Raw genomic sequence first — 26,241 nt, 5'->3', positions numbered from 1 at the left:
CACTCCCGTCGTGGTCTGATCCGCATGGTTAACCAGCGTCGCAAGCTGCTGGACTACCTGAAAGGCAAGGACGTGAGCCGTTACAGCGCTCTGATCGCTCGCCTGGGTCTGCGTCGCTAATCAGCGATTGCGCTAGAGGTTGGTTGTCTGTCGTACGTTGGTGGGTTTCCCACTGGCGTATGGCGGGCTCCCAGCCTCAAGTTTTATCTGGATACACGTTTTATCCGTCGCACGTACATCTGGACTGCCGAAGGGTCCGATTCCCCTCGCTGCCCAAGAATTCGCAAGAAACCAGTTCCCCAAGAGCCACAAAGAAGGTAGGACACCGTGAACCCGGTAATCAAGAAGTTTCAATTCGGTCAATCGACCGTAACCCTGGAGACAGGCCGCATCGCCCGTCAAGCTTCTGGTGCAGTATTGGTCACCGTTGACGACGACGTCACCGTGCTCGTGACTGTGGTCGGCGCCAAGCAAGCAGACGCCGGCAAAGGCTTCTTCCCGCTCTCCGTTCACTACCAGGAAAAAACCTACGCTGCCGGCAAGATCCCTGGTGGCTTCTTCAAGCGTGAAGGCCGTCCTTCCGAGAAGGAAACGCTGACCTCGCGTCTGATCGACCGTCCGATCCGCCCCCTGTTTCCCGAAGGCTTCATGAACGAAGTGCAGGTTGTCTGCACCGTCGTTTCCACCAGCAAGAAAACCGATCCGGACATCGCTGCGATGATCGGTACCTCGGCTGCCCTGGCCATTTCCGGCATTCCTTTCGACGGCCCGATCGGCGCCGCTCGTGTGGCTTTCCACGAAAGCACCGGTTACCTGCTGAACCCGACTTACGAACAACAGAAAGCTTCGAGCCTGGACATGGTCGTTGCCGGTACTTGCGAAGCTGTGTTGATGGTTGAATCGGAAGCCAAAGAGCTGACCGAAGACCAGATGCTGGGCGCGGTACTGTTTGCTCACGATGAGTTCCAGGTGGTGATCAAGGCGATCACAGAGCTTGCGGCCGAAGCGGCCAAGCCAACCTGGACCTGGGCGCCGAAAGCCGAAGCCACTGAACTGCTGGGGGCCATCCGCTCCGAGTTCGGCGCTGCGATCTCCCAGGCCTACACCATCACCGTCAAGGCCGACCGTTACGCTCGCCTGGGTGAGCTCAAGGATCAGATCGTCGCCAAGCTGGCTGTTGAAGAAGGCAGCCCGTCCGCCAGCGAAGTCAAAGCTGCGTTCGGCGAAATCGAATACCGCACCGTTCGCGAAAACATCGTCAACGGCCAGCCACGTATCGACGGCCGCGACACCCGCACCGTACGTCCGCTGAACATCGAAGTTGGCGTTCTGCCCAAGACCCACGGTTCGGCGCTGTTCACCCGTGGCGAAACCCAGGCTCTGGTTGTTGCAACACTGGGTACCGCCCGTGACGCACAGCTGCTGGACACCCTGGAAGGCGAGAAAAAAGACCCGTTCATGCTGCACTACAACTTCCCTCCGTTCTCGGTCGGTGAGTGTGGTCGCATGGGTGGCGCTGGTCGTCGCGAAATCGGTCACGGCCGTCTGGCCCGTCGTTCGATTGCAGCCATGCTGCCTGCCGCTGACGTGTTCCCGTACACCATTCGCGTTGTCTCGGAAATCACCGAGTCCAACGGTTCGAGCTCCATGGCTTCGGTCTGCGGCGCTTCCCTGGCCCTGATGGATGCCGGCGTTCCGATGAAGGCACCGGTTGCCGGTATCGCCATGGGTCTGGTTAAAGAAGGCGAGAAATTCGCCATCCTGACCGACATCCTGGGTGACGAAGACCACCTGGGCGACATGGACTTCAAAGTAGCCGGTACCGCCAAAGGTGTTACCGCGCTGCAGATGGACATCAAGATCAAGGGCATCACCGAAGAAATCATGGAGATCGCCCTGGGCCAAGCCCTGGAAGCTCGCCTGAACATCCTTGGTCAGATGAACCAGATCATTGGCCAGTCGCGTACCGAGCTGTCGGAAAACGCTCCGACCATGATCGCGATGAAGATCGACACCGACAAGATCCGTGACGTCATCGGTAAAGGCGGCGCGACCATTCGTGCCATCTGTGAAGAGACCAAGGCTTCGATCGACATCGAAGACGACGGCTCGATCAAGATCTTCGGCGAGACCAAGGAAGCGGCTGAAGCAGCACGTCAGCGCGTCCTGGGTATCACCGCAGAAGCCGAGATCGGCAAGATCTACGTCGGTAAGGTTGAGCGCATCGTCGACTTCGGCGCATTCGTCAACATTCTGCCTGGCAAGGACGGCCTGGTGCACATCTCCATGTTGAGCGACGCTCGCGTTGAGAAGGTCACCGACATCCTGAAAGAAGGTCAGGAAGTCGAAGTCCTGGTACTGGACGTGGACAACCGCGGCCGTATCAAGCTGTCGATCAAAGACGTCGCAGCAGCCAAGGCGTCGGGCGTTTAATCACACCCTGCCTCAGCTGTTGAAAAGAGCCCCTCGGGGCTCTTTTTTTTCGTGCGCAATTAACGGGTTACGCCTGAGATTTCAGCTGGAGGATGAGTCAGAACATGCATCTTGCAACTGGAACTTTCCGTAAACGGGCAATCTGCACGATGGACGAGAATGGCTATATTCATAACCCATTGATTTATATGTATAAACTACGATTCTGCCGGTTGGCACAGCGCTTGCGATATACCTTGTAACCCTGCGGCCAACGAGGTTGGCGCAGATTCTGAGAAAAACAGGAGTTACTCGTATGAAGAAGTTCGCTATTGCTGCCGCTACCGCCACTGCTCTGACCCTGACCCTGGCAAACGTAGCCATGGCTCAGACCTCTACTCAAGCTCCGATGGTCGTAGCTGCTGGTGAAATGACCAAAGCCAAGGAAAGCACTTCCGATACCTGGATCACCACCAAGGTCAAATCCGACCTGCTGACTGAAAAAGGCATCCCAGGCTCCGACATCAAGGTTGAAACCAACAAAGGCGTGGTTTCCCTGTCGTCGACTGTAGCCGTCACTGATGCTCAGAAAAAAACAGCTGTAGCCATCACCAAGAAAATCAAAGGCGTGAAAGCCGTGTCGGCTGACGGCCTGAAAGCCGAGTAACCAGATTTCAAAGAACCGTGAGAAAAGACGATTGACGGCCAGGGAGGCCGTTGGTTGGTCGATTGAAGGTTCATGCGAAGGCCATATGGATGTGGCCATTACAAGCCCTGGCGTTCGCCGGGGCTTGTTCTATTCAGGCAAATGATAATCCCAAAACCACTCAGTGCTCGGCATGTTTAAACTGCACCGGGTGCGTATCACCTGTCATAAAGTATTCACTTCCCTTCATTGCAATCTGTCGAGGTCTCGGCCGGTTGTGTCATAACTATTATGTCTTCGCCGGTAGCGAATATTCAGCGATGCACTTGCAGTGCGGCTGTTAATTCCACGACAGCGACTACCCCAGCAATCCCGCTGCAACCGTCCAAATATGTTTATGTAGATTTTAATACGGATAATAAAAAATCCAACGAAAACATGGCTTTGCGCCATTATTGGATGTATTCGACGTTTGTGCAGTGTTCCGCTCACAGTCGTCAGCCCTGCCGCTGCATCACCAGGCCAGGCAAGCGGGGAGCAATTGATCGCCCCCACGCGTACCGCGAATGCGCGCTTCAGACCCATGTGCCGCCCAAGCCCGCGAGCGAGACGGTGCGCTTGAGGTGCGCTGTATCTGCCGCGTGCACTCTTTTGTGGCCGTTGATGCCATACCCGACCTGCCTAAACATGCGTCCGGTTTACCAGCCATTACACAGGTCGGACGTTCGCCGGCCGGTGTTCAGAGCTCACTAAGTTAAGTGTTAACTTGAATTCGCTAAAATGTCAGGGGAGTTGACTGTTATCACGCAGTTGGAGGTTGATCTGTTGGAATATTGACGTCACAAAACAAGCGGTCGGCCGTTAAATATCATGTGGATCAAGGATATAACTACTGAGCATAGATATTGCATACCACCCAGCCCGCAGTTAGATGAGTGAAGAATGTACCCACTTGTGCCGACAGGTTTCCTGAGAGGTCAGGGCGTGCGTGGGTTAACGTGGCAAAGTAACTAAATGCACTGATACTCCGGGCGATGCCTGAAACTCTTTTGCAGTGAGATTGAAAGCGATGCCCATGATTCCCTTGCTGATTTGCGACGACTCCAATATGGCTCGCAAACAGTTGATAAGGGCCTTGCCTTCCGATTGGGGGGTGTCGGTCACGACAGCAACCAATGGACATGAGGGCCTTGAAGCCATCCGTCAGGGGCTCGGTCAGGTGGTTTTACTGGACCTGACCATGCCGGACATGGATGGCTATCAGGCACTGGCTGCCATTCGCGCAGAAAACCTGCAGGCCAAGGTTATCGTGGTTTCCGGCGACGTTCAGGAAGAGGCCGTGCGCCGCACCCTGGAACTCGGTGCATTGGCTTTCCTGAAAAAACCTGCCGACCCACAGGAGTTGCAGCAGACCCTGGAGCGTCTCGGTCTGCTGGGGCAACCGGCCCAAGCCGTCGCTGTTTCGCCGACAGCTGACCACGCGGCGATCAGTTTCCAGGACGCCTTCCGCGAAACCGTCAACGTCGCCATGGGTCGCGCTGCCGCCTTGCTTGCGCGGGTGCTGGGGGTGTTCGTGCAGTTGCCGGTGCCCAACGTCAACATGCTGGAGGTCGGCGAGCTGCATATGGCACTGGCCGATGCGCAGGGCAGCGATCGCCTGACTGCGGTCTGTCAGGGTTACATCGGCGGTGGCATCGCCGGCGAAGCGCTGTTGCTGTTTCACGATTCGGAAATTGCCGACATGGCGCAATTGATGAAGATTCCGGACAGCGATTATTCCGATATGGAGATGCTGCTGGACTTGTCATCGATTCTCATCGGTGCTTGCCTGAGCGGGATCGCCGAACAGATCGACATCGCGTTTTCCCAAGGCCACCCGCAGGTGCTCGGCGCGCACAGTGGCATCGAGGAGTTGATTCGCATCAATCAGCAACGCTGGAAGAAGACCCTGGCTGTGGAGATCAGTTACAGCCTGGAAGGTCACAACATTCATTTCGACCTGTTGATGTTGTTCACCGAAGACTCGGTAGAGCGGCTTTCCCGAAAACTCGCCTACCTGATGAGCTGAGTCATGAACGATCGTATCGACATCAAAGAGCTGCATTGGCTGCTGACCATCACCCAGAGCATCGACGTCGGCGTGGTGGTGCTCGATCAGGACTATCGGGTCCAGGTGTGGAATACCTTCATGGAAAACCGCTCCGGCGTGCTGCCCTATGAAGCGGCGAACCGTTCGTTTTTCGAGCTGTTCCCCGAGGTCAATCGCGACTGGCTGAAAAAGAAGGTCGACAGCGTGATCACCCTGGGCACCCCGGCGTTCACCATCTGGGAGCAGCGCCCGTACCTGGTGCGCTTCAAGAGCTATCAGCCGATCACCGGGCAAGAAGATTTCATGTACCAGAACACCACGATGTTTCCCCTGCGCTCGACCACGGGCGATGTGACCCATGTCTGTCTGGTGATCTACGACGTCACGGATGTCGCGACCAACCGTCTGCAATTGCAGGCGGCCAACCGCGAACTGCAGAAGCTGTCCAGCACCGATCGCTTGACCGGCCTGTACAACCGGGGCCACTGGGAGGAAGCCCTGCGTCTGGAGTATGCCCGGCATGTGCGTTACGACACCTCGGCGGCTTTGGTGATGTTCGACATCGATCACTTCAAACGAGTCAACGACACCTATGGCCACCAATGCGGTGACAAGGTGATCCAGCGCGTGGCGGACGTGATCCGCGAGCACATTCGCGATTCCGACATCGCCGGGCGTTACGGAGGGGAAGAATTTGCGGTGCTACTGCCCGACACCGATAAATACGGCGGCGGCATGTTCGCCGAGCGACTGCGCGTGGCCATTGAGGCGCAGGAAATCATTCACGAAGGTGAAGTCATCCGCTGCACCATCAGCCTGGGCGTGGCCGACATGAACGTACCGTTAAGCGAGCACAAGACCCTGATCGAATGGGCGGATCAGGCGCTGTATGCCTCGAAGAAAAATGGGCGCAATCAGGTGTCGTTGCACGAAGCGGGGTGATGTCAGGCCTGGACCTGAATGTTGTAACGGTCTTTGATTCTGCCGAAGGCGTGGGAGTCCGGCTTGCCGACGATCTGCCGGGCACCGGCAGTAGTTTCTGCCAATAGGGTCTGGCTGACACAACCGAGGCGTTGGATTTTACTGCCGGTGCCCGGCAGATCGCTGGCAAGCCGAGCTCCCACGGCCTGCGGCCAGAACCAAAGCTGGCAGGCATTCTTACCCCGGCCGGCCTCAAGACAACTCGGCGAAGTCACTCAACACATCATCGCGCAGGGCAATGAAGCGTGCGTCGCTGCGATTGCGCGGGCGTGGCAGGTCGATGTCGACGATGCGCCTGATGCGGCCTGGGTGCGGCTGCATCACTACCACGCGGTCCCCCAGGTACACCGCCTCATCAACGTCGTGGGTGACGTGGACCATGGTGATTTTTTCCTGCTGCCAGATGTGCTGCAGCTCTTTTTGCAAGCGCGTGCGGGTCAGGGCGTCGAGGGCCCCGAAAGGCTCGTCGAGCAACAGCACGCTGGGTCGGTTTACCAGGCCGCGGGCAATGGCCACACGCTGCGCCATGCCGCCTGAAATCTGGTGCGGATACGACTCGGTGAAGTCCTGCAGCCCGACCAGCTGAATATGCTCGCGTACCGTCTCGCGCTTCTGCGCGGGGCTCAGTGGCGCGTTCTTCAGGCCCACGGCGACGTTCTGCTCCACCGTCAGCCAAGGGAACAGGCGGTGGTCCTGAAACACGATGCCGCGTTCAAGGCCGGTGCCTTTGATGGGTTGGTCGTCCAGCAGGATGCGCCCGTCGAACTCTTCATCAAGACCAAGAATCAGCCGCAGCAGCGTCGATTTTCCGCAGCCGCTGGCGCCGACGATGGTGATGAACTCGCCGGGGGCGATGTCCAGCTGGACGTTGTCCAGTACTTGCAGTTGCGTGTCGCTGCTGGCGCTGGAGAAACGTTTACTGATGTTCTCCAGGCGCAGTCCGTTGCCCTGCTGGGCACTGAGAGAATGAGCTGCGAGAGGATGACTGATGGACATGCGATGTTCCCTTTGAATGTGTGATGGAAGCGATATCAGCGAGTGGCAATGCCGTACAGGCGCTGCATGCGCCGCTCAAGCTGGCGCGCCAGGACGTTCAGCGCCCAGCCGACCAGGCCGATGATGACCATGCCGAACAGCACCAGATCCATCATGAAATGTTCGCTGCCGTCGATCAGCGTGTTGCCGATGCCATCGCCCGATACCAGCAGGTATTCGGCGCCAATGGTCGCCAGCCACGAATAGACCAGCCCCAGGTAGATGCCGGTGAAGATCGACGGCAGCGCGGCAGGCAGCATCACCCCGATGATGGTCTGCCAGCGGCTGAAGCCGTACACCTTCGCCACCTCCAGAAAGGCCGGCGGCACGTTGCGCAGGCCGTCGCAGGTATTGACCACCACCGGCACCAGCGCCGCCAGCGACAAAAACACCACCTTGGCGACGTCCCCCAGGCCGAACCACACCGAGATCAGCGGGATCCAGGCGAACAGCGAAATCTGTTTGAACGTGTTGAAGCTCGGCCCGACCAGTCGCTCGAACAGACGCGAGAAGCCCAGCAGGCAACCGAGCACCAGACCCAAGGTGGTGCCGATGAAAAAGCCGCTGAGATTTCGCGCCAGGCTCGACGAAATGGCCCGCCAGAATTGCCCCGACGAAACCTGCTCCCATGCGGTGATCGCGACCTTTTCTGGCGAGACCAGCAGGCCCGACGTGCTCCAGCCCTGACTGGCCACCAGCCACCACACAGCGATGGCCGCAATGGGCACGACCCAGCCGCGATAACGGTGTCGTCCAGCGTTGTGAGTGCCTGCCAATGTGCTCATCCCAGCCTCCCCGGGGTGCTCGCCCGACCTTTGTTCAAACGCCGTTCGATGTATTCAAAGCCGCGATCGATCAACAAACCGACGGTGCCAACCACGACCACGGCCGCCATCACCAGGTCGAGCTGAAACAGTTGCCGCCCGTAGGCGATCAGATAACCAAGGCCTTCGCTGGAAGCCAGCAGCTCCACCACCACCAGCGATAACCACGCCTTGGTAAAGCCCAGGCGCAGACCGGTAAAGATCGGCGCGACGGCCGCAGGCAGGACGATATCGGTGACGATCTGGCGCTGACTGAAGCCATAGGCGCGGCCGACCTCCACCAGACGCTTGGGCACCTGGTGAAACGCCTGCAATGTGCACAGCGTCACCGGCACCAGCGCGGCGTGGGCGATCAGCACGTATTTCAGCGGCTCGCCGATGCCGAACAGCAAAAGGGCGAAGGGCATCCAGCCCAGCACCGGGATCTGCACCAGGGCGTTGAAGGTCGGCAGCAGATAGTCCTCGACGGTTTTCGACAGCCCCATCGCCAGGCCAAGGCTCACGCCCAGCCCTGAGCCGATCATAAAACCCACCAGAACCCGCTGCAGGCTGGCCGATGCGTTGAGCCACAGATCGCCAGTGCTGATCAGATCAGTGAGCGTTTGATAAACGAAGGCGGGCGGTGGCAGCACCTGCTCCGACAGCCAGCCGCGTTCAGTGCCCAGGTACCACAGGCCGAGAAGGGCCAGCGGCAACAACCAGGGCAGGGCGGCGTTCAGTGCGCGGGAACGCCAGGCCGATCGAGGAGGTGAGGCAACCGAGACCCGCCGCGCAGGCCGGGCCGGGAAATGGGGCAGGCGCTCGACGGGGGCCTTGTGCCTGGCCGGCGCCTGTTGCTGGTCGAGTGCCGTCGCAGTGGCTCTGGCCATGGCATCAGCCTCCGTTACTGATCGGTTTGGTCGAGGCCGTGGCGTTACCCGCCGGCTGCTTGCCATCCGCGCCATAAGCGGTCCAGAAACCCTCAAGCCCCTTGGCCTTGAGCGCCGTTTCCAGGTATCGGGTCTCGAACCAGCCATCGATGCTCACCGGCCGACGAATCATTTTTTCCTCCTTGGCCTGATCGGCCACCGCTTGATAGCGCGAGCGCAGGAACTCGTCCACCAGCGGCGAGGAGCTGTCGCGCAGGCTGATGTGCCCGAAATCCGCCTGCAGTGACGCCACCGGCTCGTTGGTCTTGGCCCACTCGCCGATCACCGCATCGCGGTTGCTTTCCTCGGACTCCCACCGGGCGGCGTCGACCAGGGTATCGACCACTTTCTGTACGTTGTCCGAATGCTCCTTTTCATAATCGCCGCGGACCACCAGCGCGCACTGGCGGGTGTAGCGCACCTCGTTTTTCGGGTTGTCGAAGATGATGTCGATCAAGCCCTGATCACGCAGCTTGAACAATTCTCGACCCCCGAATGCAGCATCGACACCCTTGGATGCCAGTGCGGCCTGGCTGCTGCCGCTGTCCAGGTTGATCACCTTCATGTCGCGTTCGGTCAGGCCGTGATCAGCCAGCAGATTGATCGAGACCAAATGGGCATTGGTGCCCCGGAATACCGCGACTTTCTTGTCCTTGAGGTCTTCGATGGACTTGATGTCCGAGCCTTTGGGCACCGCCAGATAGACGTTGGAGCGCACGCCGATTGCGGCCAGCAGCTTGGTGTCCAGGCCGTTGGCGCGACCCACCACTTGCGGCAGGTCACCTTCGTAGGCGAAATCCAGTTGCTTGTTCGACAGCGCCTCGTTCACCGCAGGCCCGGCGCCCTTGAAAAAGAACCACTGGATCTCGGTGCCGGTACCGGCGAAGGCCTTTTCCAGCAGCTGCTGGTTACGCACGATGCCCAGCGGCGAGCCACTGAACGTCACCGGATCGCCGCCACCGGCGCTGGCTACGCCGATGCGTAACACGTCGGCCTCGGCCAAGGGCATCATCAGCAGCGCCGCCAGTGCGGTAGCTACGCTTTTTGTGCTCAATACTGATGTTCGCTTGGCCTTTGCCATGACGGTTTCTTCCTTTGAAAAATGATAGAGGAGCGATCAGGCAGCCAGGTGTTTCTTGTCGGCTTCTGTCTTGGGCGAAAGGGTTTCGGGCGTCGGCTTGATCGCCTGGCTGGAACGTCCGTCGACGCCCACCGGAATGTCACCTGCGACGGTGGTGCGGCGCACGATGCGCTGCGCCTGGCCGTAGTCGTTGATCGCGATGTGCTGGGTGGCGCGGTTGTCCCAGATCACCACGTCGCCCTCGCTCCAGCGCCAGCGCACGGTGTTGTCGATCTGCGTGATGCGCTCATGGAACAGGCGGATCAGCTGTTTTGAATCGTTGCTGCTGACGCCCTGGATCTGTTTGACGAAATGCCCGAGCAGCAGGCTGCGCTCGCCGGTTTCCGGATGCACGCGCACCAGCGGATGCTCGGTTTCATAGACCTCGGCGGTGAACTGCTCGCGGTAGCGCTTGACCCCGGCTTCGCCGGTATCGCGAGGGGCCGCATAGTCGTAGACATTGGTGTGCAGGGCCCGCAGGTTGTCGGCCAGCGCTTTGAGCGGCTCAGGCAAGTCCGCGTACGCGGCTGCGGTGTTGGCCCACACCGTATCGCCGCCATAGGGAGGGATCACCACGCCGCGCAGGATAGAAATCTTGGGGTAGTTGGCCACGAAGGTGACGTCGGTGTGCCAGGAGTTGGCGCGGGTTTCCCTGGAGTCCAGATTGAGAATCGCACTGCTCTGATCGGCCGAGCGCACGGTGGGATGGGGAACCTGATCGCCGAAGCGGCGGGAGAAGCTTTCATGCTGCTCGTCGTTGAGGAACTGTTCACGGAAGAACAGCACCTTGTGTTTCAACAGTGCCTGATTGATGAAGTCGAAGTCTTGCTCCGAGATATCACCGCCCAGCTTGATGCCGTTCAACTCGGCGCCGATTCGGCCTGCCACGGGTTTGATCTGAATCGCCATGTCCTGAACTCCTGTCTAGGTTGTTGTGGCTCAGATCATAAAGATATAAATCAGCAGTCCGCTAATCACCTTTTGTCATAAATATAGAAGAAGAGTTTATGCGAGGGATTTATGAAGATAACCAAACTTCATAAGGATAGTTCGAATGATGAGTGTTGCTTCTGATTCTGGCCGCAGGCCCATAGGGGCGGGCTTGCCCGGCGAGTTGCCGGGCACCGGCAGTAAAACCCGCGCCATTAGCCTGTCGGACATACTGCATTTACGGGACTTGCTGGCGCTTCGCGCCAGATCGTGGCTATCTGGCCAGGCGCGATAAAAATCCCCTGTGGCAGCATGGCTTGCCAGCGGTGGCGTTCGTGAAATCGCCACTGCCGGCAAATCAGACACGTCCGGTCGGACTGCTACCCACGTCGCGCCTCACGTCTGCGGAACGTCCTCACCCATCTCCTGCTCCTCGAGTGTCCCCAGCGATTTACGCAACCGACTGGCCAGTGAGCTGCTGCCATGGACGTTGTGATAATGAAACACCGCGGTAGCGCGCAGGGCGTCTTCGGCCACCGGCAGGTTGGTGTGCAGCGAGCGGTAGCCCCAGAACAGATACATGTGGCCAGGTTGCATGGAAATGCGGGTGAAGGCGTCACTCTCGTTGCTGAACTTGTTCTTCAGATAACGCTGCGCCCACTTGTTATCCACCAGCACCTTGTCCAGCAGGTTGCGCGCGTAGCTACCCCTGATGGGGCGCCGGCTGGGTATCATCAGCAAATCGCCGCGCTCGCCGCTTTCAGGCATGCACAACGGCAGGATGGTGGTCAGCACGAAGGAGTCGTAGTGGAAAATCAGCGATTCCCTGCGCCCGCCATTGCCGGTCAGGCAGCGCAGCGTCTGGGTCATGCCGGTGTCCGCTGAAGGTTCGCCGGTAACGCCGGCAACGATGCGCCGGCACAGGTCGACGAATTCCCGCGAGCCCCCCCAGTCATGAAGGTGCGATCCGGCCACGGCCTGGCGTCCGGAGAGGGCCACATAATCGTTGCCGGCTTCGGCCACGGTTCGGGACACCAGTGCTTGTAAATCCTTTAATTGAGACGGGCTGGCCCAGCCCGGCAAGACAGCGTATCCGTCACTGTCGATGGCCTTGATCAGGCTCAGAACCTGAGCATCCGAGAATGTCGAGTAAGGCATCGGGGTAACCTCAGTGCGTGGTCTTTGTTGCGTTTAGCCCCCCGGACCTACGACTCGAGATGTACCGTTTCAGCTGGGCGAAGCGAGAGACTAGCACCTAGCACAGGTTTTTTTACGTGCAAAGAAGAAATATTTCCAATTGTGTTTTTTCACCCCGAAATGCGGGTTTTTCTGTCCGTTTTTGATACAGATCGGCGCATGACCGCCACCCTGCCTGGGGAGCGGGGTGTAACGATCATGTGTCACAAGTCATTTCCGAATGCGCCTGGGTCCTTGAGGGTCACGCTTTGAATCGAGGCTCCTCGATGCCCTGCACGCCGAGCCGAAGGGCGAACACGCCGCCCGCCAGAGGCTGATCACTCAGGTCGCCAGCCGGACGAATGGAAGTGACGAACAACGTGTCCAGATCACGCCCGCCGAACGCGCACATGGACGGCTTCTTTACCGGCACCGCCACTGAGCGGTCCAGCGTGCCTTCTGGCGTGAAGCGGTGGATCAGACCTTCGTCGTTGCCGCAGATCCAGTAGCAGCCATCGGCGTCGACTGCCGCGCCGTCCGGGCGGCCGGGGAACTGTTTCATATCCACGAAAAGCCGCCGGTTGTGCGGCGTGCCCGTGTCAGTGTCGTAATCGAACGCCCAGATCCTCTGCACCGTAGGATGCGAATCGGAGAGGTACATGACCTTGCCGTCCGGGCTGAAACCCAGACCGTTGGGGACGATCATGTCGGTGATGTGGGGATCGAGTGGCCCCTGCTGGCCGCCGTCGTAGCGATAGAGAGAACCCACCGCGCACGCCTGGGCCATGTCCATGAACATGGTGCCGGCCCAGAACCGACCCTGACGGTCGCAGCGGCCATCGTTGAAGCGCATGTCGGGCCGCGGATGTTCAACGTCGATCAGGCGCTGCGAGGCGAGGGTGCCGTCGTCTTGCGGGCGCACCCGGAACAGCCCGTCTTGCATGGCGGCCAGCCAGCTGCCATCGCCGTAGCTGGCGATACATGCCAGCATCTGCGCTGCTTCCCAGCTGTGCGATTGACTGTCCACCGGGCTCCAGCGGTTCAGGCGCCGGGCCGGAATGTCGACCCAGTACAGCGCCTGTTCCTGCGCATTCCAGACCGGGCACTCGCCCGTAGCGTTGCGTGCATCGAGAATCAATTCTGCCTGCATGGCGATCATTCCGGGTGTAGAGAGGCACACGCCGATCATGCGACCGGCTCATCAGGATGGACGTTTATTCGTCGCCGAAAGGCCCGGACGCCACGAATGCGCCGCCCTGATAGACCATCGCCGGATCGTCAGCGGCGGGCATCGGTTGGGTTTCGACAGCGGCGCGGAACTGCTCGGAACTGTCCTTGGGCTGATAGCCCAGATGACTGGCCAGGCGATTGTCCCACCAGACTTTGCTGTTATCGGAGGCGCCGTACACCACGGTATGGCCGACGTTCGAGGTGAACAGGCCACGCTGGATCAACTGCGTCAGGTCGTCATAACTCAGCCAGCTGCTGAGCATTCGGCGGTTCTGCGCTTCGGGGAAAGAGGAGCCGATGCGGATGCTCACGGTTTCGATGCCGTACCGATCGAAATAGAAACTGGCGACATCTTCGCCATAAGATTTGGACAGGCCGTAGTAACTGTCCGGACGGCGCATGGCGCTGGCGTCGATGGTCTCGTCCTGACGGTGAAAGCCGATCACATGATTGGAACTGGCAAACACCACACGCTTGACGCCATGCCGACGGGCCGCTTCATAAATGTGGAAAACCCCGCAGATGTTCGGGCCCAGGATTTCTTCGAAAGAACGTTCAACCGACACGCCGCCGAAATGCACGATTGCGTCCACGCCTTCGACCAGTTGATGCACTGCCTGCTTGTCGGCCAGATCGCACAGCTGCACTTCTTCATGGGGGCCGGCAGCGGGTGCCATTTCGGCGATATCGGATAGCCGCAGTACCTTGGCAAACGGTCGCAGGCTCTCGCGCAGCACTTTGCCGAGACCGCCAGCGGCGCCGGTCAGCAAAATCCGGTTGAAAGGCGTGTAGGCATTGGATTGAGTCATCGTGGGAAGCCCTGATCTGGTGTTGTTGTTATAAAGGTCATATGTTGTCGTATGACATGGCGGGATTATCGACAGCGCTCGTCGGGGTTGTCAACGCGGACGTCCCTGTTGGTTGCGAACCCCGGTTTTCTCTGCTAGTTTCAAAAATGTTAACGATGACATTTCCGCCTTAACAATAAAAACAACGGGATTTTTCGCTATGACAATCCGCCTCAAGAAGGGCTTTTCCGCCGCCCTTTGTTCGCTCGCCGTGGCTGTAGCGTGCGCCAGCTCCATGACCGTTCATGCTGCCGATGCCGCCAAGGCCGGCCCGCTGAAAATCGGTGCCTCGTTTCAGGAAATCAACAACCCCTATTTCGTGACCATGAAGGATGCCCTGCAGGACGCCACCGCCAGCATTGGTGCGACCCTGTTGGTCACCGACGCGCGTCATGATGTCTCCAAGCAGATCAGTGATATCGAAGACATGCTGCAAAAGGGCATCGACATCCTGATCATCAACCCGACCGATTCGGTGGGTGTGCAATCGGCCGTCAAGCAAGCTCATGACAAGGGCGTGGTGGTGGTCGCCGTGGACGCCCAGGCCAATGGCCCGCTGGATTCGTTCGTCGGCTCCAAGAACTTCGACGCCGGCGTCCAGGCCTGTGATTACCTGGCCAAGAACATCGGCGGCAAGGGTGATGTGGGCATTCTCGATGGCATTGCGGTGGTGCCGATCCTCGAACGCGTACGCGGTTGCAAGGAAGCGCTGGGCAAGTACCCGGACATCAAGATCGTCAGCATCCAGAACGGCAAGCAAGAGCGTGATCAGGCGCTGACCGTGACCGAAAACATGCTGCAGGCACAACCCAACCTCAAGGGCTTGTTCAGCGTCAACGACAATGGCTCGCTCGGCGCCCTGGCGGCTATCGAGTCCAGCGGCATGGACGTCAAGCTGACCAGCGTCGACGGCGCGCCGGAAGCGGTGAAGGAAATCCAGAAGCCGGGCAGCAAGTTCATCGCCACCTCCGCTCAATATCCGCGCGATCAGGTCCGTCTGGCGCTGGGGCTGGCGCTCGCCAAGAAGTGGGGCTCGCAGGTCCCGGCGACCATTCCGGTGGACATCCTGCTGGTGGATCAGGCCAAGGCCAAGACCTTCTCCTGGTAACGGGCGTGTCGCCGCTCGCCTGACCCTCTGTGGCCGGGCGAGCCACACGGTTCGAGGCTGCTCCGTTTTCATCCGGAGCAGCGCTGTGATTGTGCCGCAACGAGGTGCGCATGAGCTGCCTTCTGCAATTGGAAAACATCTGTAAAAGCTACCCCGGCGTGCATGCGCTCAAGTCGATAAACCTGATCGTCGAGCGCGGCGAAATTCACGCCTTGCTGGGTGAGAACGGTGCGGGTAAATCCACGCTGATGAAAATCCTCGCCGGCGTCGAGCATCAGGATCTGGGCAGTATTCGTATCGATGGCGCGGAGCAGCATTTCGCGACCTACAACGAAGCCATCGCCGCGGGCATCGGTATCGTCTTTCAGGAGTTCAGCCTGATCCCTTACCTCAATGCCGTGGAGAACATCTTCCTCGGTCACGAGATCGTCAACGGCCTGGGGCTGCTTCGTAAAAACCAGATGCGCGAAAAAGCCATCGCCCTGTTCGACCGTCTGGGGGTCAAGATCAATCTCGATTGCTCGGTCGAGCACCTGAGCGTCGCCGAGCAGCAATTCGTCGAAATCGCCAAGGCGCTGGCCCTTGAGGCGCGCCTGCTGATCCTCGACGAGCCGACTGCGACCCTTACGCCGTCCGAGGCCGAGCTGCTGTTCGACATCATGCGCGAGCTGAAAAGCCAGGGCGTGGCGGTCATCTTCATCTCCCACCACCTGGAGGAAATCTTTCAAGTCTGCGATCGGATCAGTGTGCTGCGCGATGGCGCCAACGTCGGTGCGCTGACGGTGGCCGACAGCGATATCGACACATTGGTGGAAATGATGGTCGGGCGACGTCTGGAGGCCAGTTTTCCGCCCAAGCCGACCCAGGCGCGCGGTGACGTCGTGCTCGAGGTGCGCGACATTCAGCTGGTGCGCAATGGCCCGCACAACCATTTCAGCCTGCACCGCGGTGAGATCCTCGGCTTCGCTGGCCTGGTCGGCTCCGGTCGTACCGAGCTGGCCTTGGGCGTCATCGGCGCGCTGCCGGTGATCAGCAAGGATGTGCTGCTGCGGGGCAAAGCGGTGCACCTGAACGACCCGGCGCAAGCGCTGGCCAACGGCATCGGGCTGTTGCCGGAAAGCCGCAAGAGCGAGGGCCTGATTGTCGATTTCAGCATCCGCGAGAACATCTCGCTGAACAATCTGGGCAAGTACGAGAGCGCTGCGCATCTGCTCGATCGGCACAAGGAAGACACCACCACCGCCGCGCTCATGAAGCAGCTGTCGATCAAGGCGCCGACCTGCGAAAGCCGAGTACTGAACTTGAGCGGCGGTAATCAGCAGAAGGTGGTGATCGCGCGCTGGATCAATCACCACTGCGACATTCTGATCTTCGACGAGCCCACCCGAGGCATCGATGTGGGCGCCAAGGCGGAGATCTACAACCTGATGCGCAAACTCACCGAACAAGGCTTCGCGATCATCATGATCTCCTCGGAACTGCCGGAAATCATCGGCATGTGCGATCGCGTGGCCGTCTTCAACAAGGGCGCCATCGTCAACGTGCTGGAGTCATCGGCGATCAATCCGCAAGAAGTGATGCGCCATGCCACCGGGAGTCAGAACAGTGAACACCTCCATTAAAACCATGACCACCCAACCCAACCGCATGAAGGTCAACTTCGCCCAGCTGATCCGCTCGCCTGCCTTCTATCCCTTCGTCGGGTTGGTGGTGGTGACGGTCTTCATGATCTTCGCCAGCGACAAATTCCTCACTGGCGCGAATCTGGAAAACATCGCCCGACAGGTGTCGATCAACGCCATCATCGCCGTGGGCATGACCTGCGTGATCCTTACCGGCGGCATCGACTTGTCGGTAGGGCCGGTGATGGCACTGTCCGGCACCTTGACCACCGGGCTGATGGTTGCAGGCGTGCCGGCACCGATCGCGATCCTCATCGGTCTGCTGATCGGCGTGGGCTTCGGTGTGGGCAACGGGATCTTCGTCGCCTACCTGAAAATGCCGCCGATCATCGTCACCCTGGCGACCATGGGCATCGCCCGCGGACTGGGATTGATGTACACCGACGGGTATCCGATTGCCGGCATGCCCGACTGGTTTGCCTGGTTCGGCCGCGGCACGCTGTTCGGTATCCAGGTGCCGATCCTGATCATGCTGCTGACCTATTTCTTCGCCTGGGTGTTGCTGCAGCACACGCGCATCGGGCGCTATGTCTATGCCATCGGCGGCAATGAAGAAGCGGTGCGCCTGTCGGGTGTGCGCGCCTCGCGCTTCAAATTGCTGGTGTACTCGATCAGCGGCCTGACCGCAGCGATTGCCGGGTTAGTGCTGTCATCGCGACTGATGAGTGGCCAGCCCAATGCCGGTGTCGGCTTCGAGCTGGATGCGATTGCGGCGGTGGTGCTGGGCGGTGCATCGATTGCCGGCGGTCGCGGCGTGATCATCGGCACACTGGTCGGCGCGATGCTGCTGGGCGTGTTGAACAACGGTTTGAACATGCTCGGCGTATCGCCTTACGTGCAGAGCGTGATCAAGGGCGCAATCATTTTGCTGGCGATTTTCATCAGTCGGCAGCGGCATAAATAAAGGATATGTGGTGTCTGGGCTTGGTCGCGATGGCGTCGGCACGGACAACGGCTAATTCTGATTTGAAAACAAGTGGCCATTGAGCCAGCACCCAAACATCCCAAACAGGTAAATCGACATGGAACAAAATACAAAAACCACCATGCAAGCCGTCGTCTGCCATGCGCCCAAGGACTACCGCCTCGAAGCTATCAGCAAGCCGGTGGCCCGGGCCAATGAGCTGGTGATTCGCATCGGCGCCTGCGGCATCTGCGCCAGTGACTGCAAATGCCATTCGGGCGCGGCGATGTTCTGGGGTGGAGAGAGCCCGTGGGTCAAGGCGCCGGTGGTGCCGGGTCACGAATTCTTCGGTTATGTCGATTCGATAGGCGAGGGCGCCGCCGAACACTTCGGTGTGAAGCTGGGCGACAAGGTCATCGCTGAACAGATCGTGCCTTGCGAAAAGTGCAAATTCTGCAAGTCCGGCAAGTACTGGATGTGCGAAGTGCACAACATCTTCGGCTTCCAGAAAGACGTCGCCGAAGGCGGCATGGCGCAGTACATGCGCATCCCCAAGACCGCCATCGTGCACCAGATTCCCGAGTCGGTCTCGCTGGAAGACTCGGCGCTGATCGAACCGATGGCCTGCTCGATCCACACCGTCAACCGCGGCGACGTGCAGCTTGACGACGTGCTGGTGATCGCCGGTGCCGGGACGCTGGGGCTGTGCATGGTCCAGGTTGCCGCCCTGAAAACGCCGAAGAAGCTGGTGGTCATCGACATGGTCGACGAGCGTCTGGAGCTGGCAAAGAAATTCGGTGCCGATGTGGTGATCAACCCGAGCCGCGACAACGCCAGGGAGATCATCAACGGCCTCACTGACGGTTATGGCTGCGACGTCTACATCGAAACCACCGGTGTGCCGATTGGCGTGACCCAAGGCCTGGACCTGATCCGCAAACTGGGGCGGTTCGTCGAGTTCAGCGTGTTCGGCGCCGAAACCAGCGCCGACTGGTCGATCATCGGTGACCGCAAGGAATTGGACGTTCGCGGCGCTCACCTTGGGCCGTATTGCTACCCGATCGCCATCGACCTGTTCGAGCGCGGGCTGGTGACGTCCGAAGGCATTGTCACCCATGACTTCGGCCTGGACGACTACGCCGAAGCCTTCGCCCTGGCCGATTCGACCAAGTCGATCAAGGTGCTGCTCAAGCCTGTCAGCTGAGGGCCCGGACACTGGAGAAGCTCACGAGCAGCGCAAAGGCAGCGATCTGCCGCGAACTGTAGGAGCTCACGAGCCGCGCGAGGCAGCGATCGACTGCGAAGCAGTCGCAAAGCCTGAGATCCAGGTGTATCAGGCACGCCGCCGATGCCCTTGTTACCCGCGCTTCGCTGCCTCGCGCTGCTCGTGAGCTCCTACCGTGGTTTGAGTCGATCGAGAGCATCGGGCTGTACCGCTGGAACTACCCAATAACAAGAGAGCCCGCCAAGATGGAATACGTCATCGGGGTCGACATCGGCACTCAGAGCACCAAGGCCTTGCTGGTCGATGCTCAGGGCCGCATCGTCGCGCAGCACAGTCACAGCTACAAGGTCGACACACCGAAACCGCGCTGGGCCGAGCAATGGCCGCAGGTCTGGCTGGACGCGGTGGAAATCTGCGTCGCCGCCTGCATGGGCAAAAGCGCTGTGCCCAGAGACAGCGTCAAATCGATGTGTGTCAGCAGTCTCTACGGTGGCTCCGGAATTGCCGTCGATGCGCAGATCAAACCGCTGTACCCGTGCCTGATCTGGATGGACCGACGCGCCGAAGAACAGGTCGAGTGGGTCAATCAGAACGTCGATCTGCAGCGCCTGTACGGCATCACCGGCAACTCGGTGGACAGCTACTATGGCTTCACCAAAATGCTCTGGCTCAAGGACAAACAGCCGCAGATCTGGGACCAGACCCGTTACCTGCTGCCGCCCAACAGCTATATCAATTATTGCCTGACCGGCGAGGTGGCGGTGGACCACAGCTCCGCTGGCAATATTGGCGGCGTGTATGACGTCCAGGCCCGTGGCTGGTCGGCAGAGATGCTCGATGCGCTGGGCATCCCCCCGTCAATGATGCCAGAGCGGCTCGTGCATTCCGGTGATGTGGTCGGCGGCTTGCTTGCACCATGGGCCGAGCGTCTGGGGCTGCAAGCCGGCACGCCGGTACTGGGCGGCGGCGTGGATGCGGCGATGGCGACCTTCGCAGCGGGCGTGACCCAGGCCGGCAACCACGTGGCGATGATCGGCACCAGCATGTGCTGGGGCTACTTGAATCAGCAGGTCGACGCCCGCCATGGCCTGGTCAGCTTTCCCCATGTCTTCAACGGCGACCAGGATCTGTACATTTTTGGCGGCGCGATCACCGCAGGCGCTTCGGTCAGCTGGTTTCGCGAACAGTTCTGTCAGGCTGAAGAACAACAAGCCAGCGATAGCGGCGAGGACAGCCACGTCATTCTCGAGCGCGCCGCCACGAAAATTCCGCCAGGCAGCGACGGCGTGTTGTTTCAGCCCTATCTGATGGGCGAGCGCAGCCCGATATGGGACGCCAAGGCCAGCGGCAGTTTCGTCGGGCTGAGCCTCTATCACACTCGCATCCACCTGTACCGCGCGGTGCTGGAGGGCGTCACCTTCGCCCTGCGTCACAACATCGAAGCCGGGACCAAGGGCGCGCAATCCCTGGACCCGCGGCTGATCGTGGTCGGCGGCGCGAGCCATTCGGATTTGTGGATGCAGATCATCGCCGACGTCACCAACTTCCCGGTCTACACCATCGTCCAGGAGGTCGAGGCGGCCTTGGGCGCAGCGCTGCTCGCGGCGTACGCGGTGGGCCTGGTGGATGAGGCGCAGGTGCACAAGGGCTGGGTTGAACTGCAACGCCGGGCCGAGCCTCAGGCAGAAAACGTGGCGTTGTACTCGCGTCTGTTCGCCGACTATGTGGCGTTGTATCCGGCGCTCAAACCCATCATGCATCGCTTGCAGGGAGCGTAAATGTGAATACCGCCCATTTTGATTTCAGCGGTCAGCGCGTGCTGGTCACCGGCGCCAGCAGCGGTATCGGTTGGGAAGTCGTTCAACAGTTGCTCGCCAGCGGCGCCGAGGTGTTTGCCATGGGCCGCGACCCGCTGGCGCTGGACAAGCTGGCCGCGCAGGGTTGCCAGGTGCTGCGGGTGGAAATGGCCGATGCGCAGCAACTGTCTGCGGTGCTCGCCGAGTTGCCGGTGCTGCAGGGCTTGGTGAACTGCGCGGGGATTTCCATTCTTGAGGCGGCTACTCAGGTCACTGCCGATGCCTTGGATCAGGTCATGGCAGTCAACGTGCGCGCGGCGGCAATGGTCGCGGGTAGTGTGGCCAGAACCATGATCGGAGCAGGGGTGAAGGGCAGCATCGTCAACGTGTCGAGTCAGGCATCGTTGGTGGCGCTGGACGATCACCTGAGTTACTGCGCATCCAAAGGGGCCATGGACGCCATGACCCGCGTGCAGTGCGGCGAATGGGGCAAGCACGGGATTCGCGTCAACAGCGTCAACCCGACCGTGACCCTCACGCCCATGGCGCAGATGGCCTGGAGCGAGCCGAGCAAACGCGACCCGGCGCTGGCGGCGATTCCGCTGGGGCGTTTTGCCGAAACCGCGGAGGTGGCGGCACCGATTCTGTTTTTGCTCAGTGGCGCGGCGTCGATGATCAGTGGCGTGTCGTTGCCGATCGATGGGGGGTATACCAGCCGGTAGAAATGTCCCCCTTGGATGGCGATGCATGGAACGATGACCAGTAGGCGTGAGCTTGCTCGCGATGCGCCAATTCAGACACTACTCAGAGGCCTGGCACACCGCATCGCAAGCAAGCTCACTCCTGCAGTGACCGATGTCAGTGTGGGCCAGCCCCATTCTCCAGTTCCCCGACAATCACCACCCTGGCCTTGGGCAGATACCGGTTCTGAATCCGCTCCAGCAGCAGGGTCACCGCGCTGCTGCCGGCCAGCGATGCGTCGTGGGCGATGCAGGCAATCGGGATGCCGAAGATATCGGCGAAGGGCAGGCGGTCGATGCCGCAGATGGGCAGGCTTTCATGGGCAATGCCACGGTCGCGCAGGGCTTTCATGGCGCCCAGGGTGATCAACTGGTTGAAGCCGAAAATCGCATCCGGCACGCAATGTTCGTGCAGGTAATCCAGCGTGCTTTGATACGACGGCTCCAGTGTGTAGTCGCCAGCGAACACGTCCAGCTGCACCTGTTTGCCGCTTTCCTCCAGCGCCGCCTTCACGCCCTTGAGCCGCTCCTGGGAAATCCGCGAATGCGCCGGCCCCGTCAGCACCAGCAGACGCTGCATCGCCGGGTTTTGGGCCAGCAGATAGCGTGCGCCTTTGAGCCCGCTGTGGAAGTTGTCCAGCACCACATGGCTGAACGGGGTGTCGTGCAACGCGCGATCAAGCTGCACCACCGGGATGTCACCGTTGCTCAAGCGGCTCAGGTAGTTGGGCTGATACGCCGGTTCGTCCGATACCGGTGAGAGCACGATGCCCGCCACACGATAGCTGAGCAGGGTATCGACCGCCTTGCGCTCCAGCTCCTCCGAGCCATCGGTGTCCACCAGCATGATGGTGTAGCCGTGCTTCTTCGCCTCTCGGGAAATGGCCTTGATCATCTCGCTGTAAAACGGGTTATCCACCGAGGCCGTGATCACACCGATGATCATGCTCTCACTGCGCTTGAGGCTGCGGGCAAAGGCGTTGGGTACATAGTCCAGTTCCTGGGCCACTTCCAGGATGCGCGCCAGGGTTGCCGGCTTGACCAGATCGGGCTTGTTCAACGCACGGGACACCGTGACCGGGGTCATGTTTACGCGGCGGGCGATATCGGAAATCGTGACGGGGGTCTTTTTGCTCATGGACTTCTGGCGGCCTGAAACGGGACAGCATGCAGGACGGCGGCATGCGTGTGCGGGTACGCAAGGCTAGCACGCTGAACAGCAAAAGCGATGCGGCAAACGCACCCGATGTTATCGTTTTCATCACCATATTCCGTGGCTTTGCGCCCAGCTGTTGAAAACCAGTCGAACGCCGGGGCGAGCGCTGCGGTCCATTCGCTAGCGCAATTTTTCCCGACGTCCTGCGTGCAATCGGCCAATAATGCGTGCCTGTCCCAACTGGTCTGGAGGATTCATGACCTTGCCCGCTTCATCTTCTTCACGCGACTTCTTCATCGCCTCCGCTGCGCTGTTGATCGCCATGGTCGGCACCACGCTGCCCACGCCGCTCTACGCGATCTATCAGCAACGCCTGGGTTTCGACGCGAGCTGGTTGACGATCATCTTCTCGATCTACGCCGCAGGGGTGATCGCGGCCCTGTTGGCGGTGGGCAGCTGGTCAGATCAGCTGGGCCGCCGACCCATGCTGCTCGCCGGGTTGTTGATGGGCGCGATCAGTGCGCTGATTTTTCTGTTCAGCGACTCGATTGGCGGCTTGCTGATCGGTCGGCTGTTCTCAGGTTTTTCGGCCGGTATCATGACCGGCACCGCGACCGTGGCGGTGATCGAGCTGGCACCCAAATCCTGGAAGAACGCCACCTTGATGGCGACCGCAGCCAACATGCTCGGGCTTGGGCTCGGGCCGTTGCTGGCCGGGTTTACCTCGCAGTACCTGGCCGATCCCTTGCACCTGGTGTTTTATGTGCACCTGGCGCTGCTGTTGCTCGCGGCAGTGGGTGTGGCGCTGATTCGCGAAACCGTGCAGCGCCCGCCGACCCTCAAACTGAGCATCCAGAAACCCTCGGTGCCGGCGTCGGTTCGCAGCGTGTTCATTTCCGCATCGATCGCCGGGCTCGCCGGCTTCAGCGTTGCCGGGTTGTTCACCAGCATGGTGCCGTCGGTCATGATCCACATCATGGAGCAGCGTGGCGGGCTGGTGATCGGAGCGGTGATCGGTCTGTTTTTCGTGGCGTCGATCGTCGGTCAGGCGTTGCTGCAGTGGCTGCCCAAGGCGCTGCACATGAGCCTTGGCTGCATGGGCTTGATCATCGGCATGATTTGTCTGGGGTTAAGCATTGCCACCGCGCAAGTGTTGCTGCTGGTGGTCGCAGGCTTCGTCGCCGGAGTGGGTCAGGGCATGATCCTGCGTTCGGGCATGGGCGCGGTGACGGCGAACAGCCCAGCGCATCAGAAGGCGGCGGTGACCTCGGCATTTTTCGTGGTGCTGTACGTTTCGATTTCCGTGCCGGTGGTGGCGGTGGGCTTCAGCGTTCAGGTATTCGGCTTGCCCCATGTCGGTGAATTCTTTGCCTCACTGGTGGCGCTGGTCGCCTTGCTGGCAATGATCAGCATGCGGCGAGTGCAGTCCAGGCAAGCTGCTGTTTCGTCCAGCGGGAGCTGATCGATGACAGTGAGAGTCGGGCTCATCTCGGACACCCACAGCCTGCTCCGCCCGCAGGCGCTGGAGGCGCTGCGCGGGTGTGATTATCTGATCCATGGCGGCGATATCGGCAAACCGGAAATCCTCGATGCGCTGAAGCAAATCGCACCGCTGACGGTGGTACGCGGCAACAACGACAGTGACGACGCCTGGGCTGCGGATGTGCCGTTCGACGCGGTTTTGCGCATTGGAGCGCTGGCCATCTACGTGACCCACATCCTGGCCGACGTGCCGGAAACACTGGCGCCGGAAGTCAGCGTGGTGGTCACCGGGCATTCCCACAAACCCCTGCAGCAGACCCGTCACGGCGTGCTGTTCATCAACCCTGGCAGCGCCGGCCCACGGCGTTTCAGATTGCCGGTGACCGTGGGCGTCTTGCACATCGACGGGCTCGACGTGCGGGGCGAGTTGATTGAGTTGAAGCTCTGAGCGTCCTTTGCGCCGGGCAAAGTTTCCAGTAACAGTCCGGCTTGCCGGCGGTGGCGTCATGGGTATCGCCACCGCTGGCAAGCCGTGCTGCTACAGAAAATACACTGTTGATTCTGGCCGCAGGCCCGCAGGAGCCGGCTTGCTGGCGAATGGGGTGTGTCAGTCGAGGGTGGTGTATCTGACCCACCGTGTTCGCCTGGCGGGGTTTGCTGCCGCTTCGCGCCAGATCGCCGGCAAGCCAGGCTCCCACGCCCTCCGGGCAGAGGCATGGGCTCGCCGGCAAGCCGTGTTGCTACAGATATTCAGCCGAGGACCACTCGAATCGACCGGCTTACTTGGCAATCGGGTCCAGGCCGCTGTCCTTGATCGCCCGCGCTGCGGCCGACGAGCTCAGGAATTCGAGGAACTGCCGCGCCTGCTCAGGGTGCTTGCTCTTGGCGACAACTCCCGCTGAATACAAGGTCATCTGCTGTGCCTGATCGGGGATCAGGCCGATGATGTCGATGCCTTCTACCGGCTTCAACTCGCTCAGTTGCTGGAAGCCGATTTCGGCATCGCCGCGAGCGACTGCTTCACCCACAGGGGTGGCGGGAATCATGTGGCTTTTGCTCTGGATGCGATCAGCGATGTGCATCTGGTTGAACAACACGCGGGACAGGTACACGCCGCTGGCGCTGTCGGAATAGGCAATGCTTTTGGCATCAAGCAGCGTCTGTTTGAAGGCGTCCATGGTGCTGATGTCAGGGTGCGGTGCGCCGTGACGCACAGCCATGGCGATGTAGGACTTGCCCAGATCGACGCGGCTTTTGGGGTCGACCTGGCCATCCTTGATCAGCTTGTCCAGCGCCGCACCGACCATCAGCACCACGTCGGCAGGCTCCTGGCGCGCCAGGCGATTGGGGATGGACTGCGGCGTCGCGCCCATGGATGGCGCGACCTCGCCCTGCAGTTTGACGCCTGCGCGCTGTTCATAATCCGGGGTGACAGCCTTGAACGCGCCCATGATGCCACCGGAGCTCAAAACGATCAGTTGCACGGGGGCTACAGGCGTTGCGGCGTGGGTGAAAGCCACAGGAATGAAGGTGATGGCGGCGCTCAGCAGATAGGGCAGAATTTTTTTCATGAAGATGAACCTGACGTGATTAAAAGTGGCTCTGACGAAATAAAAACAGCGCGGGCAGTATGTGGCAATTGCGCGACGAGTAAATCCCTTTCTTGCCGGCACCCATTCACGCACGCCGTTTATTTGCTGTCAGCGGCGATCAGCAGGCGCGGCAAAGCCTTGAGCGGACAGGGCAAAGTGGATCGGGTAATCGCGAAGGGGAGGAAGGGCGTTCAAACGGCTTGCCTGCTCCGTGAGGGCAGTCCGCCAAGTTCGCTGTCGAGTGCCATCGCTGAAAACTCTCGAGGTGTTTTCATGTGCGTTAGAAGACGCTGTTTCGTCTTTAAAATCATTAAAAAAGCCGCGCCGGGACGTTTATCCCGGCGCGGCTTTTTGTCT

Annotated in this window: 24 protein-coding genes; 13 read left to right on the top strand and 11 right to left on the bottom strand. The window is 60.1% G+C overall.

Going from position 1 to position 26,241, the window contains the following annotated elements:
- From ACI2KS_RS27755 to ACI2KS_RS27735, 5 genes are all read left to right on the top strand, one after another.
- Positions 1 to 120 (top strand): 30S ribosomal protein S15 (locus ACI2KS_RS27755; RefSeq protein ID WP_400610995.1); only part of this gene is annotated, 120 nt, incomplete at its 5' end.
- A 207-nt stretch (positions 121 to 327) separates the two neighbouring features.
- On the top strand, positions 328 to 2,433 hold the full coding sequence (pnp, locus tag ACI2KS_RS27750) for a polyribonucleotide nucleotidyltransferase (RefSeq protein WP_404624233.1): 2,106 nt from the start codon (positions 328 to 330) through the stop codon (positions 2,431 to 2,433).
- Between the two features lie 295 nt (positions 2,434 to 2,728).
- Entirely contained in the window at positions 2,729 to 3,079 is a 351-nt protein-coding gene (locus tag ACI2KS_RS27745) for a BON domain-containing protein (protein WP_404624232.1), read from the top strand.
- A gap of 1,048 nt (positions 3,080 to 4,127) precedes the next feature.
- On the top strand, positions 4,128 to 5,126 hold the full coding sequence (locus ACI2KS_RS27740) for a response regulator (RefSeq protein WP_404624231.1): 999 nt from the start codon (positions 4,128 to 4,130) through the stop codon (positions 5,124 to 5,126).
- Positions 5,127 to 5,129: 3 nt separating this feature from the next.
- The gene (locus ACI2KS_RS27735) at positions 5,130 to 6,089 is read left to right on the top strand and encodes a diguanylate cyclase (protein ID WP_404624230.1); all 960 of its coding nucleotides are present in this window, start codon (positions 5,130 to 5,132) and stop codon (positions 6,087 to 6,089) included.
- Positions 6,090 to 6,091: 2 nt separating this feature from the next.
- On the opposite strand, the gene ACI2KS_RS27730 is transcribed toward ACI2KS_RS27735, so the two are convergent.
- From ACI2KS_RS27730 to ACI2KS_RS27690, 9 genes are all read right to left on the bottom strand, one after another.
- The gene (locus ACI2KS_RS27730; protein WP_404624229.1) at positions 6,092 to 6,271 is read right to left on the bottom strand and encodes a hypothetical protein; all 180 of its coding nucleotides are present in this window, start codon (positions 6,269 to 6,271) and stop codon (positions 6,092 to 6,094) included.
- Between the two features lie 49 nt (positions 6,272 to 6,320).
- Positions 6,321 to 7,124: an ABC transporter ATP-binding protein gene (locus ACI2KS_RS27725; protein WP_404624228.1), complete on the bottom strand. Its 804-nt coding sequence runs from the start codon at positions 7,122 to 7,124 to the stop codon at positions 6,321 to 6,323.
- A gap of 35 nt (positions 7,125 to 7,159) precedes the next feature.
- The gene (locus ACI2KS_RS27720; RefSeq protein WP_404624227.1) at positions 7,160 to 7,948 is read right to left on the bottom strand and encodes an ABC transporter permease; all 789 of its coding nucleotides are present in this window, start codon (positions 7,946 to 7,948) and stop codon (positions 7,160 to 7,162) included.
- On the bottom strand, positions 7,945 to 8,856 hold the full coding sequence (locus tag ACI2KS_RS27715; RefSeq protein WP_404624226.1) for an ABC transporter permease: 912 nt from the start codon (positions 8,854 to 8,856) through the stop codon (positions 7,945 to 7,947). The genes ACI2KS_RS27720 and ACI2KS_RS27715 overlap by 4 nt, the downstream gene beginning before the upstream one ends.
- 4 nt (positions 8,857 to 8,860) lie before the next feature.
- Positions 8,861 to 9,976, bottom strand: a complete 1,116-nt coding sequence (locus ACI2KS_RS27710; RefSeq protein ID WP_404624225.1) for an ABC transporter substrate-binding protein — start codon at positions 9,974 to 9,976, stop codon at positions 8,861 to 8,863.
- 36 nt (positions 9,977 to 10,012) lie between these two features.
- The gene (locus ACI2KS_RS27705) at positions 10,013 to 10,924 is read right to left on the bottom strand and encodes a TauD/TfdA dioxygenase family protein (RefSeq protein ID WP_404624224.1); all 912 of its coding nucleotides are present in this window, start codon (positions 10,922 to 10,924) and stop codon (positions 10,013 to 10,015) included.
- 417 nt (positions 10,925 to 11,341) lie between these two features.
- The gene (locus tag ACI2KS_RS27700; RefSeq protein WP_404624223.1) at positions 11,342 to 12,103 is read right to left on the bottom strand and encodes a hypothetical protein; all 762 of its coding nucleotides are present in this window, start codon (positions 12,101 to 12,103) and stop codon (positions 11,342 to 11,344) included.
- A gap of 280 nt (positions 12,104 to 12,383) precedes the next feature.
- Complete coding sequence (locus ACI2KS_RS27695) at positions 12,384 to 13,271, bottom strand: SMP-30/gluconolactonase/LRE family protein (RefSeq protein ID WP_404624222.1); 888 nt, start codon at positions 13,269 to 13,271, stop codon at positions 12,384 to 12,386.
- A gap of 64 nt (positions 13,272 to 13,335) precedes the next feature.
- On the bottom strand, positions 13,336 to 14,160 hold the full coding sequence (locus tag ACI2KS_RS27690; protein WP_404624221.1) for an NAD-dependent epimerase/dehydratase family protein: 825 nt from the start codon (positions 14,158 to 14,160) through the stop codon (positions 13,336 to 13,338).
- Positions 14,161 to 14,434: 274 nt separating this feature from the next.
- On the opposite strand from ACI2KS_RS27690, the gene ACI2KS_RS27685 reads away from it, so the two are divergent.
- The 6 genes from ACI2KS_RS27685 (at position 14,435) to ACI2KS_RS27660 (ending at position 21,636) form a co-directional block, all read left to right on the top strand.
- Positions 14,435 to 15,307, top strand: a complete 873-nt coding sequence (locus ACI2KS_RS27685) for a substrate-binding domain-containing protein (protein WP_404624220.1) — start codon at positions 14,435 to 14,437, stop codon at positions 15,305 to 15,307.
- A gap of 110 nt (positions 15,308 to 15,417) precedes the next feature.
- The gene (locus tag ACI2KS_RS27680; RefSeq protein WP_404624219.1) at positions 15,418 to 16,929 is read left to right on the top strand and encodes a sugar ABC transporter ATP-binding protein; all 1,512 of its coding nucleotides are present in this window, start codon (positions 15,418 to 15,420) and stop codon (positions 16,927 to 16,929) included.
- A gap of 4 nt (positions 16,930 to 16,933) precedes the next feature.
- A complete protein-coding gene (locus ACI2KS_RS27675; protein WP_404624245.1) occupies positions 16,934 to 17,893 on the top strand; it encodes an ABC transporter permease in 960 nt (319 codons plus the stop codon).
- Positions 17,894 to 18,011: 118 nt separating this feature from the next.
- A complete protein-coding gene (locus tag ACI2KS_RS27670) occupies positions 18,012 to 19,097 on the top strand; it encodes an alcohol dehydrogenase catalytic domain-containing protein (protein WP_404624218.1) in 1,086 nt (361 codons plus the stop codon).
- Positions 19,098 to 19,363: 266 nt separating this feature from the next.
- Positions 19,364 to 20,896, top strand: a complete 1,533-nt coding sequence (locus ACI2KS_RS27665) for an FGGY-family carbohydrate kinase (RefSeq protein WP_404624217.1) — start codon at positions 19,364 to 19,366, stop codon at positions 20,894 to 20,896.
- A gap of 2 nt (positions 20,897 to 20,898) precedes the next feature.
- The gene (locus ACI2KS_RS27660) at positions 20,899 to 21,636 is read left to right on the top strand and encodes an SDR family oxidoreductase (protein ID WP_404624216.1); all 738 of its coding nucleotides are present in this window, start codon (positions 20,899 to 20,901) and stop codon (positions 21,634 to 21,636) included.
- A 136-nt stretch (positions 21,637 to 21,772) separates the two neighbouring features.
- Here ACI2KS_RS27660 and ACI2KS_RS27655 read toward each other — a convergent pair whose 3' ends face one another.
- Positions 21,773 to 22,792, bottom strand: a complete 1,020-nt coding sequence (locus tag ACI2KS_RS27655; protein WP_404624215.1) for a LacI family DNA-binding transcriptional regulator — start codon at positions 22,790 to 22,792, stop codon at positions 21,773 to 21,775.
- Between the two features lie 274 nt (positions 22,793 to 23,066).
- Between ACI2KS_RS27655 and ACI2KS_RS27650 the strand changes: the two genes are divergently transcribed.
- Both ACI2KS_RS27650 and ACI2KS_RS27645 read left to right on the top strand, forming a co-directional pair.
- Positions 23,067 to 24,272, top strand: coding sequence for an MFS transporter (locus ACI2KS_RS27650; protein WP_404624214.1), 1,206 nt, complete (start codon positions 23,067 to 23,069; stop codon positions 24,270 to 24,272).
- A 3-nt stretch (positions 24,273 to 24,275) separates the two neighbouring features.
- The gene (locus ACI2KS_RS27645; RefSeq protein ID WP_404624213.1) at positions 24,276 to 24,740 is read left to right on the top strand and encodes a metallophosphoesterase family protein; all 465 of its coding nucleotides are present in this window, start codon (positions 24,276 to 24,278) and stop codon (positions 24,738 to 24,740) included.
- A gap of 331 nt (positions 24,741 to 25,071) precedes the next feature.
- On the opposite strand, the gene ACI2KS_RS27640 is transcribed toward ACI2KS_RS27645, so the two are convergent.
- On the bottom strand, positions 25,072 to 25,863 hold the full coding sequence (locus ACI2KS_RS27640; protein ID WP_404624212.1) for a substrate-binding domain-containing protein: 792 nt from the start codon (positions 25,861 to 25,863) through the stop codon (positions 25,072 to 25,074).
- Between the last annotated feature and the right edge of the window lie 378 nt (positions 25,864 to 26,241).

The organism is Pseudomonas sp. NPDC087358 (assembly GCF_044900785.1).
In the GTDB taxonomy this organism is placed as follows: domain Bacteria; phylum Pseudomonadota; class Gammaproteobacteria; order Pseudomonadales; family Pseudomonadaceae; genus Aquipseudomonas.
Note: the sequence above shows the minus strand (reverse complement) of the source record. Positions and strands in the feature narration are given on the sequence as shown.